The organism is Haloarcula sp. H-GB4 (genome assembly GCF_030848575.1).
Taxonomy (GTDB): Archaea; Halobacteriota; Halobacteria; order Halobacteriales; family Haloarculaceae; genus Haloarcula.
On record NZ_JAVDDX010000005.1, the window covers coordinates 94,495 to 107,730 of the forward strand.

Annotated in this window: 7 protein-coding genes; 2 read left to right on the forward strand and 5 right to left on the reverse strand. The window is 52.9% G+C overall.

Features of this window, described 5'->3' with window-relative positions:
• Positions 1-101: 101 nt before the first annotated feature.
• Positions 102-452 (reverse strand): hypothetical protein, encoded by a 351-nt coding sequence (locus RBH20_RS19755; RefSeq protein WP_306711918.1) that lies wholly within the window; start codon positions 450-452, stop codon positions 102-104.
• Positions 453-796: 344 nt separating this feature from the next.
• Here RBH20_RS19755 and RBH20_RS19760 point away from each other — a divergent pair, with 344 nt between their 5' ends.
• Positions 797-1,534, forward strand: a complete 738-nt coding sequence (locus RBH20_RS19760) for a DUF6293 family protein (protein ID WP_306711920.1) — start codon at positions 797-799, stop codon at positions 1,532-1,534.
• Positions 1,535-1,551: 17 nt separating this feature from the next.
• Here RBH20_RS19760 and RBH20_RS19765 read toward each other — a convergent pair whose 3' ends face one another.
• A complete protein-coding gene (locus RBH20_RS19765; RefSeq protein WP_306711923.1) occupies positions 1,552-2,283 on the reverse strand; it encodes a restriction endonuclease in 732 nt (243 codons plus the stop codon).
• A gap of 289 nt (positions 2,284-2,572) precedes the next feature.
• Here RBH20_RS19765 and RBH20_RS19770 point away from each other — a divergent pair, with 289 nt between their 5' ends.
• Positions 2,573-6,103 (forward strand): helicase-related protein, encoded by a 3,531-nt coding sequence (locus RBH20_RS19770; RefSeq protein ID WP_306711925.1) that lies wholly within the window; start codon positions 2,573-2,575, stop codon positions 6,101-6,103.
• Here RBH20_RS19770 and RBH20_RS19775 read toward each other — a convergent pair.
• The 3 genes from RBH20_RS19775 to RBH20_RS19785 all read right to left on the reverse strand — a co-directional run bounded on the left by RBH20_RS19775 (position 6,100) and on the right by RBH20_RS19785 (position 13,206).
• Positions 6,100-7,413 (reverse strand): DNA cytosine methyltransferase, encoded by a 1,314-nt coding sequence (locus RBH20_RS19775; RefSeq protein WP_306711926.1) that lies wholly within the window; start codon positions 7,411-7,413, stop codon positions 6,100-6,102. The genes RBH20_RS19770 and RBH20_RS19775 overlap by 4 nt on opposite strands.
• A 31-nt stretch (positions 7,414-7,444) precedes the next feature.
• Positions 7,445-9,247 (reverse strand): DNA cytosine methyltransferase, encoded by a 1,803-nt coding sequence (locus RBH20_RS19780; protein ID WP_306711928.1) that lies wholly within the window; start codon positions 9,245-9,247, stop codon positions 7,445-7,447.
• 1,019 nt (positions 9,248-10,266) lie between these two features.
• The gene (locus RBH20_RS19785) at positions 10,267-13,206 is read right to left on the reverse strand and encodes a helicase-related protein (protein WP_306711930.1); all 2,940 of its coding nucleotides are present in this window, start codon (positions 13,204-13,206) and stop codon (positions 10,267-10,269) included.
• Positions 13,207-13,236: the final 30 nt, after the last annotated feature.

Sequence of the window (13,236 nt, forward strand, 5' to 3'; positions counted from 1 at the left end):
AGTCTGACGACTAACTTGCCGCCGCGACCGTAGAACGCATCCACGGCGCTATATCCTCGGAACAGGCCGATGAGGACCACCACTCACGGTATCCGAAACCGCTAGTAGTCTTTCGGCTCGTCTGTCTCGAGTGACTGGAGTAGGTCTTGGGTTGTATCGATGAGTGTCGACAGTCGGTCTTGATCGAACGACGTGATCTGTCCTGTCTCGGTATCGTAGGTGATCACGCCTGTCTTTTCGAGGACTGGCAAATGCAAGTGGTGCAACGCTTGCTCCGGGCTACTGGCGGACTGTGTCGAGATACTCGGTTCCTCTGGGAGTTCATCAGCAAGTGCCGCACGGTCCATTGGGATATCGCTCGGTGACAATTCCTCAATGATCTGGATTCGAGTCTCGTGTCGAAACATCTCGAACCCATAGATAGCATCCTGCGTAGACGTATTGGCTGTCATTTGACCCCCACCTTCGTGAGCGTTGCTGCCCGACTGTTTTGACTGGGAGCGACCAGCCCAAGACAGGGTAACTGGCTAGGGTGGTCGGCCCGCTGGTCGTCCTTCGCCCTATGAATAATATGGCTGTTCGACTGCATCTCGTCGCGTATCGACTGTGTCTGTGACTGCACAGGTACTTGGAGCGGGTGTCAATGAATGAGTGTTAGTACGGCAGTATCGTTACAATCATTACTATTTGAATGGTCGGCCAGTATGCCGTATAATTCAGGCCGCGTCTGCGATGGCCACTGCACCTACAAGCCGAACACTGGCCCACCATGGACTTTCCAGAGAATATTCACATCATGCCGTTTGGGTTTGAGAAGGACCGAATCGTCGAGACAGCGCTCGATTCGAACGCCGATAAGGTCGTCTTGTTAGACTGGCTCGATGGAATTGAACGCCCACCATATCATGCGGATGTCCGCACGGCTCTCGCCGAGAGTCCTATCGAAACAACGGAAATCGAGTGCAATATTTTCGACCTGTACGAGACAATCTCCGTCATCGCCGATCTGATCGTCAGTGAACACGCAGCCGGCAACAGGGTCTACGTCAACCTAGCTACGGGAAGCAAGATCACCGCAATCGGTGGAATGATCGCCTGTATGGTGACCGGCAAGGCTGCACCGTACTACGTTCGCGCCGAGGAGTATGCGGCCGGTGACGAACCCGTCGGCCATGGCGTCGAGACGAAAATGGATCTCCCACAGTACCCCATCGCAAAGCCAGACCCACAGCGGATTACAGTCCTTGGATATCTGGTTGCGGAACAGGACAATCTACGCGAAGGGCTCAGTTACTCCGTTCGCAAGAAGGATCTCATCGAGTTTGGTGAACAGGAGGAACTGCCGTTTGCAGTCCATTACGATGGCGATTCCTACAATGGCTACTATCGTCGGCTGGAAAATCACATTCTCGACCCGCTATTGGAGAAGGAGTATATTGAGATTGAGGAGCGAGGCCGCCAGAAGATTGTCAAGCCAACCGAACTCGGTCGGAAATCGTACGTGGCGTTTCAGTATGTAGATGGTGGGGACTGATTTCGGTGACTGCGTAATTAGAGCTCTTGATAGAGGTAGTATGGGCCAAAAGCCAGTGGAAAGATAACTATTGAAGCAAGCTCACCATTGGAGAGAGATGCCTCGGGTACTGCCTTTGTATACACATACGCTGCGATGGGAATGAGCACCCAACCAACCCACATAATCGTGCTTGAAAACGCATACTCGGTAAATATCCCAGTGTAGAGTAGAAGCGTACCGAGCCCTATGCCTGCCAAGTACGAAGCTCCCCTCGTCAACCGTACCCGAGTAATGACATCGTCGCAGAATTCGGCTGGGGAGAGAACTTCTCCTTGGCTTTGTGTTGCATGCGTTTGTACGGAATCAGCCGCTTGGTTGTTTTGAACCATTTCGACAAGATCCTCTCCATCAACCAATTCCACGTCAAGCTCTTCACCTCGATCTCTTGCCGGGTCTGTGAACGATCCGGTCGTTACAATCGCGACGATATCGGCATTTTCCTGCTTTTTCAGCGCATAATATTGTTGCACATCAGCCGTTCCAACCCGGTTATGAGAACTGTATCTCTTCGCCTGTATGACCATCTTCTGTGAGACGGGATCATCTCTTTCAGCGATGACATCGACCCCACGATCATTGCTTTGCTGGGTAACAGTTGTTTCCCACCCATCCTTTTCCCAGAGATCTGCTACAAAATATTCAAACTTTTTTGGATCCATCGCCAGCAAGTTCTCTTGTATAACTGGTTCAGAAACACCCATTATCATACATGGTTCTTTGGAGGTACTTCTAATATTTTATCGTCAGTACCTGATATGTAATATGCCACAGATTCTTGCGTAGGTTCGTCTCCTGTGTCTCTGTAATCGAGACCATCTTAGCTGCTGATTATGTCATAGTCGTTATCTCACACGAGTCTGGAGAAAAGCTTAGAGAACGGGGTCGCGTCGGCGAATATAACGACCGAAACGGTCTAATCTACCTATATCCCGAGGTTATAGATATTGATAACCGAGACAAAATTATACGGTACCATGATATGTATGTCTATATTGAATGACTGAGGAATATGTTATCGGCGATCAGGTCTCATTCTATGGCGGTCGTGGGACGATCGTTGAGGTGGTTAATCGTTCGCCAGAACCCTCATTTCAGGTCCTGACCGATGAAGGGACCACCCGCGAAATATCGCCAGACCTCCCGATGTTTCGAAAGGTAAGTGAGACAGAGGCAGGCGAAATGGTAGATTTTCTCGGTGGAGAAGCGACTGTTATTGGGCGAGAGGAACGGTCTACAGATGTCGATCTGCTATACCTACGGACAGCTAATGGCGAATTTAAGAAAGTACCAGCGGATTCAAAAGGATTGCATCCTGGTCGATCAATCTCTGATAGACTGGCTGGTGGCGAATTCAATGATCCAGCCCGTTTCAGTCTCCGTGAACGTGCCGCTCGGTTAAGTCTCGCCTATGGATCGGATCGATTCCTGTCACTCTCTGGGAGCCGGATTAGAATTGAACCGTATCAGGTGGACGCAGCACACGAAGTCCTGACTGCTTATGAACCCCGGTATCTGATCGCTGATGAAGTCGGACTCGGCAAGACAATTGAGGCAGGCATCATCATTGAAGAGTTGTTGGCCCGAGGGCGAGCAGAGCGCGTACTGATCGTGACCCCGGCATCGCTACGTGATCAGTGGCAAGCAGAGATGCAGGACAAGTTCGGCCGGGAATATGTGGCATATGACAGAGGTATTGTCGACTCACTCAGGCAGGCACGACCCATGCAGAACGTATGGGAGACGGAAGACCGTATTGTGACCTCAATCGATTTCGCTAAGCAGGACGACATGCTTGCGGCACTTGAGCAACTTGATACTCCTTGGGATGTAGTTGTATTCGATGAGGCACATCACCTGACCGCACGCGAGGGGAGTGACGGGATTAGCCGGGCCGATCGGTATCGTGTTGGTGAGGCAGTTGGTGATAATACCGATGCGCTCTTGCTCCTGACCGGGACGCCGCACAAGGGAAAACCCGATCAGTTCTATCACCTGCTTCGATTACTTGACCCATACCGATTTAACGGTCCACAGGATGTCAAACCAGAGAAAATTGAGGACCTGATGATACGCCGGACAAAGAGCGACGATAGCATGATTGATGCTGACGGGGAACCGATGTTTCCTCCACGCGAAATTCAGACATTGGGTGTAGACCTCACCCCGGCAGAGCGAAGATTGTACGACGACCTCACAGAATACATTTCCGCAATATACACTGCGAGCGCCGATTCCGACCAACACGCAGCCGGGTTTACGATGGTGATCTATCAGAAGCGACTCGTCTCGAGTATTCAGTCGATACGGGAATCGCTTCGCAACCGTCTCGACGATCTTGATTCAAAGAGCACTGCCGACGAGATTGTAACAGAAGAACTGAATTGTGTTGACGACACTGCAGAAACAGAGGCGGAGGTTCTCGAGCAACTGATTGCAGCAACTGAAGCCATCGGCTTGGACTCGAAAGGGAAACGTCTCCGAGAATTTATGGATGGTGTTTTTACAGAAAACCCAGATGAGAAGATCCTCGTTTTCACCGAGTACACTGATACACTCGACTATCTGCGTGATACCGTACTTGAGGATCTTGATGTTGCAGAAGTTCATGGAGGAATGGATCAGGACTCTCGTCGGACCGAAATGGAACGGTTCGAGGACGACTGTCAGGTTCTGTTGGCAACCGACGCTGCGCGAGAAGGACTGAATCTCCAGTTCGCACACATCATGGTCAACTACGACCTGCCCTGGAACCCAATCAGAATCGACCAGCGAATGGGTCGGCTTCACCGCTATGGACAAGACGAGACTGTACACATCTACAATCTGTTCATCCGCAATACGCGAGAGAGTGATATACTTGATCTGCTCGTTTCGAAACTCCAGCAAATCGAGTCTGACACCGGGATGCACTCTGATGTTCTCGGGACTGTCCTTGATGACTACGACGTAGAGGGAGCGATTATGGATGCTGTAACGGGGGCACGTAGCTCAGATGATGTGAAAGCTGATCTGGAAAACGCGATTGATGAACGTAAGGAAGCAGTCGAACGGATCGAAAACGAATTTCTCATTCGGGACAAGTTCGATCAGACTGCACTGGACCATATTCAGGATCTCATCGATCTGAGCGAGACACGGCCGATCGGAGAGGATGACATTGAACGGCTTGTTCACCAGTTTGTTGCCGAGTTTGGTGGCGAGATTCGCAATGCAACAGCTGGGCCTGCCCCAAACAGTCATCCGCTATACTCGATTGACGTTCCAGAGATTCTAGCACTGGACGATAGTGTGAAAGCACGATATTCCAAGGTGACGTTTGCTCGAGAGACCGCTCTCGAGCGTCCGGAAGCCGAGCTTGTCTCGCTGAATCATGCTCTGGTGCAGCAGATCGTCGACTACTGTCTTGATGGAGACTGGATCGATGGACAGGTTGCAGCACTTGTCACGGGTGAAACAGAGGCTGCACCGGGGATTCTTGCAACGTATCAACTTGGCTACGTGAGCGGTGACGGCGAGCTACCAACTGAAGATTACGCGCGGATATATATTACTGAGGAGGGAGAAATAAGCCAAGAACCTCCTCGACTGGCAGGAGCGTTACCGCCTGCAGTTGCGACTGCACATCCTCAGTCATACACGCTGGCAGAAGAGGCCGAATCACTGCTCGAAACGACTGAGTCAGTGGCTCGTGAGCGAGTAGAAGAGCTTGCTTCTGATGTTAAACAGGAAAGGCAAAAAGACGTAGATATCAAGGAAAAGCACGCTCGTCGCTATTTTGAGGAAAAAATTCGGGAGCAGGAGGACCGTCTCAGAAAATACGAAATGAAGCAGACGGACACGGACAAAGACATGACTATTGCGATCCGGGGGGCTAGGAGCAAACTAGAGGAACTCGAGACAGAATGGGAGTCTGAACAGGATCGACTCGAACGAGAACGGATGGTGATTCCTGATGAACCTGAGCTAATCAACACCGCCGTCGTAACTAGTCAGATTCCGGCTATTACTGAGACAATTCTGACAGCGTCAGACCAGAATGACTTTTCTGCACTTGCCAGTTCACTGGCTATCGATACGCCCGAAGAAGCCGAGGCTCGATTGACATTTATCGATGGGTACGACCAGATAGAGCACAGCACAGACTTGGGGTCCGCAGCGCGTCTCTTCCGTACTGGCGTACCACAGGAGTCTACAGCATTCAGCACTCGGGAAATTGCAGGCGAAGAGATTGCAGTAGCAGGCGAGTGTCACAGTTCCGAGCTAGAGATCACCGAGGCACTGGCGGAGTTGAGTGGGTTGCTGACAGCGTTCGACACAGCGTTGACTGTGCAACCCTGCCTTACGAATGAACCCGCTGATGCGTTCTATACAGACGACAAACTGTTCGTCAACTTGGCAGTGTGGCACCAGCATCCGCGACGGTATTGGATTACTGTACTTGCTCGTGAACTTACGATGTACGACTCTGGTACTGTTCCAGAACAGATCTACGAGCAGATACGGGAGCGGCTGCGGAATGCGGCTTAACCTTGCTCGATAACAGTCCGGATCGCTCTGCCAGCGCTCTCGGCCAGTAACGGTGGCACAGCGTTTCCAACCTGTCTGTATGCAGCTGTACGGGACCCGGGGAACACGAATCGGTCAGGGAACGACTGAATTCGAGCCGCTTCACGGACGGTAAATGAGCGGGCCTGACGTGGATGAATATGCATATGTCCGTCCTTATGAATATGTGCCGTCACCGTTGAAGACGGTCGATCACCCTGCTGTTTCGTGTAATTATCGGAAAACACATCCTCACGGTAGGGCTGGAGCTTATCGGGAAGGTCTCCAATTCGCCAGCCAGTCCCTGCACCGAGCAATGAGTAGAGCGACAGATCTGCGAGGTTATGATAGCGTGCCTCGTGGTTATGCAGTTTCTCATGCTTGCCATTCTCCGTAGAAACCGTCGGTGCATCTTCTCGGGCCCATTTCTGATACTGGGTCACTGGTGGCAGTTCATATCTGTCGGCTGCGGCTGGTGGATGTAGGTCTGATGCTCTGTCACCTCCTGGTGAGAGGGGTGGAAGATCGGAGATCGCCTCTGCAACAGTTACCCAAGGAACGCGCGATTGTGGCTTTGCCGGACTGGCTGCATCTGTATTGGCCTCAAGATATTCATCGAGTGTTTCCTGTGTCTGCTCGCGTTCTGGCTGTGATACAAACCGGGCGGTGCGCTCTCTGTCGGATTTGGGCTCCCGATGTGTGCGCCACTCTTCAAGTCTCGGGGGGCGTGTATCTTTTTTTGTCCCGATAATTAGGAGTCGCTTCCGTCGCTGTGGGACGCCGAAATCAGCGGCATCCACGACCCAGTGGTCGACACTGTATCCGAGATTGCGAAATTCCCCACAGATATGCTGGAGGACAGATTCTCCAGCGTCGTTTTCCGCTGATGCCATACCCTGCACGTTCTCCATAACGAATGCGTCTGGGTCGTATTTTGCAACAGCGTCGCGGAGTCGCTTCCAGAGCTGTGTTCGACTGTCTGTCGTTGCATCGCGGCCATCGAGGGAATCCAGCTTTGTTCGACCGACAATTGAAAACGGTGGGCAGGGAGGTCCACCAGCGACAAGATCAATTGATTGGTCTAACGCGGGTAATTCAGACGTGGTGATATCCGCTGTCGTGCAGTCCACCGAAGGGTGGTTTTTACGGTAGGTCTCGGTGGCAGCGTCATCGACATCATTGGCCCAGCTAATGTCGTATCCTGCCCACTGAAGTCCGGTTGAAATCCCTCCAGCACCACAGAAGAGATCGATTGCAGTTAGAGACTCAGATGGCATATCTCCTATTGACACGCGACCAGCAAAGAAGGTTGAGAAGCTGGATCTAGTCGTCCGATTTTGCTGCAAGGGAGTCTGACGCACTGGCTGCCGCAGGACTTCCATTGCTGATGAACTTGCCGAGTACCGAAGCAATCCGATCTCCCAAGACTGGGGGAACGGCATTGCCGATCTGCCGGAACTGGCTAGTGAACGGGCCTAGGAATACATACGAATCAGGGAACGACTGGAGTCGTGCCGCCTCCCGAGGCGTGATACCTCGACTCCGAGTACTATCCTGTTTTGTTACGTCAGGGCGAGCATATTCGTAGTAGTCGGGAAGAATGAAGCTATTTGCGTCTTTTTCGAGATGCGCAACGATAGTCGGCGAGGGTTCGTCCCAGTGTAACATCCGGTACTTGTCCTTGAACTTGGGGTTCTCCTCTGTCCCAACATCATATTCGATAAGATGTCCGTACTCGGTCCCGTATTTTACATCCCAGCCAGTGTCACCAGGTTCCATCACATCGCTGAACAGTTTCCGATCTTTTTCCATTGGATGTTCACGAGCCTGATGATTGTACGTTAGTTGCGTACCATTGTGGAGTTCGTTGTCGCGAACGTACTCACTGGCTCGACCCCGGTGTCGCCCTGCAACCACGTCTCCACCCTCACCACGTCGAAGCCGTGGCAGATTCGAGAGGGCCTGATGTATCGTTGTCTCTGTGTCAGTGTCTGGAATAAGTGCTCCAAAGAATTCTCCAACCAGTTCGTCCGGCTCCGGGACAGTTTTGCCACGCACACCGAACAGTATGACGCGGTCACGTTCCTGTGGAATCCCGAACCTCGAACAGTCAATGAGCCGGTGATCAGTAGTATATCCCAGTTCTGACAGCGCAGCCTCAACATCATCTATAACGCGCCTGTCACTGTCACCAACCGGGCTCCGGATTCCCTCGACGTTCTCCATGATGATGTACTGTGGCTCGAGTGTCTCAAGTAGCGAAACGTAGTGCTGATACAGCTCCGTCCGTGGATCATCGATCACGCTATAGGAGTCATCGTCAGCTCGCCGAGACCGGTAACCCGCTACCGAGAGTGCTTGACAGGGGGGGCCACCAACGACAAGATCGACATCTGGAGCGAGCTCTTCAAGCTCATCTGCATTCTCTGCAAGATTCCCGATATCGTCACACTGGATCTTCTGATGTGGGATCTCGGGATGATTGAGCCGATATGTGTCCGTTGCTGCTTCATCTTCATCGACCGCCAGTGCCACGTCGAATTGCGGACCGGTAACCCCCCGTGTAAATCCATGCGAAAGGCCACCAGCGCCACAGAATAGATCCACGACTGTTGGCCTCTCTGTCCCCTCGGCCGATACCTGCCTGTCAATTCGATGTGACAGCGTGAACTGCTGCAGTTCGCAGTTCGAGGTTGTGTGGTCCTCATCACAGTAGCTCACATGCCCTGCGAGTGCTCTGTGCAGTGCCGGGATGTGACGGTCACTCAGTTCGGACTCCAGTATTCTGTGTCGACCGTTCTCCGGTGTATTCTCCGGACCAAGCAGGCCGAGTTCTACAAGCAGTGCGTCTACCTGTTTATCTGCAGGCCAAACTGGCTTATCGAGAGCAGTGAGCAATAACCACCAAGCACTGGTATCGTCAATGCCTGGGAGTAATACCATCATTTCCTGCAGGAGATCATAGGCGACTGTCGGAAGGCTGGTAAGCGTATAGCCCTCTGTGTATCGGTGGTCCTTGATTATCGAAAGTGCTTCCTTGAGTTCTGAAATTGCCGTGGCATCTAGGACACGTCGTCCCGGGGCAGTACGCGAAACCCGCTCGATGGTTTCGGTTTCTGCAGCCACAATATCCTCCCAGTCACCAATCTGGTCCCGGAGAGCGGCGACAATTGCCCGCTCGGCATTGGTGTAATAGTGGTCAACAATCGACTCTGCATTCGAGAGTACTGCAGCTGCGACCGCATCGAGCGGATCATCGCTACCGCAGAGTGGATCACCACAGACGCATGTATCTCGCTGGCTATCGCTGGATGGTGACCAAACCCTGCCGTAGCAACACTGATAAGAATCGTCAGTAGAACTCCGTTTTCGCGCGAGAGAGTTCGGTGTTGCCTGTGGACATCCACTGGGAATATTCCACTGTCGATGCCGCTGCTCTGCTGCGAGCGTTTCGGTCAGAAACCCAATGTGCCTGAAAAGGAATGCACGGTGCTCTGTCTGTTCATTTTCGAAACCGTCGACTGTCCGCCGCAGACAATCAGATATTTCAGTGGATCGATAGTCACTCATGGCTCCACTTCTCCAAGGGCCGCATAAACTTCACGCGCGAAGGCAGGACTCGCGAGCGACGTTATCATCGCAACCATCTATACACCGTTGCTAATTGGCTACAATAAAGAGCTTGTGTCATATCACGGTACAGCGATGGGAATACTGATGATATTCTGTAATAGCGACTAGATTATGTTGGTGTGAAATCCGATAGACGACGGTTCAGGTAACGCTGATTCCTTGGTCGGAAAGATGACCACTACAGCCATGGAAGTAGATCGGTACGTCGACCAGAATATCACCTCTCAGCAAATTCGACGGAATGAGATCCGGTCTCTTGAGCGTCAAACTCATAGGTTTATCAATCAGGTCCCATCGCTCTGTAGTGGCTAGAAACATACGGTTCATCCCGCCATAGTAACAGACTACCGCTCTTTGGAACGCATGTTTGTCTGAAGTCCTGTTTCAGCGGACCGGGCAGTGCCGTCGATGAAATTTACGACCAGCTCTCCGCTTGCTGTCCAGATGCGAAACTCCTGTAAGAAACTCCAAGTGATGAGATTCAGACTATGATTATCACTCTCAGGGAGTGGTCAGTGGCCAATCACGACCGCAACGTTGACCAGCTCGGGTTCATCCGGGACGACAATCTCTTCCTCGTCCAGTCGCGAGAGTTCTTTTTTTCGCTCCTTGCGCAGGTCCTGAAGCGCTCGATTCGTCTGGTTGATGAGCACCTGCATATCTTCGTCCGGCTCGCTGGCACGCTGCTCATAGCGTTCAAGCCGCTCCTGCTGTTCGTCGATTTTGCTTTCGAAGTACCGCTTTGCGTGATCCCGTTTGATCTCGATCTCCCGTGAGCGCTCGGCCTGTGCCTCCTCGGCAAGCTGGTTGACACGGTCCCAAGCCTCGCCTTCAGCGACTTCGAGCAGGTCATCTGCAACCTGCGTGATTGTCGTTACGTCATCGAATGACTCGGTCTGCTCCGGTGGAATCCCACCGACGAGTTCGACAGATTCCTCGTCCAGTACGGTTCCATCGGGACGAACGTATAGCTGGATGAGCCGCTCGGTAACGGTATCGCCTCGACCCGACTGGTATCCGATGCGGTAGTTACAGAGCAGTCCGGGCGTGGGTGTATCGTCTGATCCGACCCTGACAGCAGTCTGGCCACCCACAATATCGGACTGCAACGAGAATTCGATGATGTTCTTCACCAGTGGATGGTCGAGTGCAAGGAACGTGATCGCCTCTTTTTCCCGTGCAATCTCCCGAGAGAAGGTCGCCTGGTCGTACCGCTTCTGGACCTCACCGCCTGCGATCACATCTGGAACCGTGAGCTGGAACACATCCCCTTCCGTGCGGGCCGGGCCCGGATGGGTCCCACTGATATCGCCATCGTACAGCTCGAAGAATGTCCTGACAAGCGATTCGATATCCGTCTCACTGACCTGCTCGTCTTTCGACTCCTCTATCACATCAAGGATTTTCCGGTCTTCCTCACTGAGATCGAACCGGTCACGAATCAGGAAATCCGTCTCGAGACGCTGGATCGCCTCGGCATGTTCCTCGACAGTCTGGTCAATAACCTCAGCGAACTGTTCGGTTGACTGGTCTTTCGAGATTGCAGTCATAATCTGTTCTTCGAGATCAAACTCATCCAGAACCATCCCGAGTACATCAGAACTCATACCCAGCGTGGATTCGATCTCATCGACTTTGTCCATGAGCAATTCGAGGATATCGCTCTCTCGGGTATCGGTAACGAACAGATTGCGAATCTCGACAGTGTGCTCTTGCCCGTAACGATGGAGTCGCCCGATCCGCTGGTCGATCCTGATCGGGTTCCATGGGAGGTCGTAATTGACCATGATATGGGCGAACTGCATGTTCAGCCCCTCCCGTGCGGCATCGGTAGCAAGCATGACGTTCGCCTCCTCGCGGAACTTTTCGATCTCCTGCCGGCGCTGGGACTGGTTCAGATCGCCGTAGATCTGTGCGATGTCATGATTGCTGAACACCCGATCACGGAGGTATTCGAGCGTATCTGTATACTCCGTGAAGACAAGGATCTTCTCGTCTGGATCCTCCTCGAGGATGCGGTCCACAAAATTACGGAGTTCCCTGGCCTTGGAGTCAGTCTGGATCGCTTTTGCCTGGTTGTAGAGGTCCTGAACAATAGCCAGTTCCTCCTCGATAGCCTCGCTGTCCCGCCCCAGCGTGACGTCTTCGAGCTCCTCCTCCACTCGATCTCGCTGTTCATCTGTCAGCATGTCCGGGTCAGCGCGGTACTGGTCCACCATACTCCGGACGACCGACGAGAGTTCGCCTGGGTCTTTCCCACCAGTCTTGAGCGTTTCCAACCGCTTTTTTAGCGACTGTCTGATGGCATAGATACTGGAGACGAGGCGTTTCTGGTAGATGGACATCGCGAAGCCGACGACGTTACTGTCCTCTTGGTCGGCAAGGTTGTAGCTCTCGCTGATATACTCCGTGACGTTATCGTAGAGCTCGCGTTCCTCGTCAGTGAAGGTAACCGGGAGTGTCTCGATGTTCTTGTCGGGGAACATTGGCGAGCCATCCTGCTCGTACATGTTCTCTTTCAGCCGCCGGATCATCAGGTCCTGCAGCTCCTCTTTCGTGATGTCGTATTCGTCCCGGAAGCGGTAGGGAGCAAGCAGGTCGATCATGAAGTAGAACTGATCCGGTTTCCCCTTGTGCGGGGTCCCTGTCAGAAACAGCAGTCCCTCTGAATTACGAGCGACTGCCTCTCCAACACGATACCGGTCGGTCTTCTCGACTGTATCGTCGCTTTTGCGTCGAGCAGTCAGGTGATGGGACTCGTCGAACACTGCGATATCCCACGATTCCTCGAGGTTCTCGAGGGCGGCCCGCATGTCGTCCTGCTTGGCGAAATCGATCGAGGTGATGATCCGGTCGTCGTGTGTCCAGACGTTCTTGTTCGGGTGTGCCTGTTTTTTCGCCTCGACGTACTCCCGGTCATACACCTGATAGGTGCGGTCGAATTTGTCGCGCATCTCTGCCTGCCACTGTTCGGCCAGCGGTGCTGGCGTCACAATCAGTACCCGGTCAGCCCGACCCCGAGCGATGAGTTCCTCGATAACGATCGCTGCTTCAATGGTCTTCCCGAGGCCGACCTCATCCCCGATGAGATAACGGTGGTCCACTGAACTGAGGATATCGTAGGCGGCTTTGACTTGGTAAGGTTCGATATCAATGCGGCTCCCGGTGAGTGCGACAAATCGGTCCTGTCGATGGGCAAGCCCGAGCTCGGCGGCCTTCAATCGCAGGTCAAATCGTTCAGGCGAATCGAACTCGCCCTTGCTAACGAGATCAGAACCGGTATCCGTTTTTTCGATTGGCAGGGCAGTCGGCCGTTTGGTGAGACCACCGTCGGTATGAATGTAGAGAAGACAGGGGCCACCATCCCGGTGGTCGATCTTGGTAATTTCTCCCTGATTGCCGGGGAAACTGACCTGCTCGCCAACCTCGAAATCGCAGTCGCAATCGGTCACTGGTTTCTGTAGTTATAGCAGCCGGTCTTA

Bases quoted from the DNA above. Each gene is read 5' to 3' on its own strand.
- RBH20_RS19770 (WP_306711925.1), top strand. From the start codon at position 2,573: ATGACTGAGGAATATGTTATCGGCGATCAGGTCTCATTCTATGGCGGT.
- RBH20_RS19765 (WP_306711923.1), bottom strand. From the start codon at position 2,283: ATGATAATGGGTGTTTCTGAACCAGTTATACAAGAGAACTTGCTGGCG.
- RBH20_RS19755 (WP_306711918.1), bottom strand. From the start codon at position 452: ATGACAGCCAATACGTCTACGCAGGATGCTATCTATGGGTTCGAGATG.
- RBH20_RS19760 (WP_306711920.1), top strand. From the start codon at position 797: ATGCCGTTTGGGTTTGAGAAGGACCGAATCGTCGAGACAGCGCTCGAT.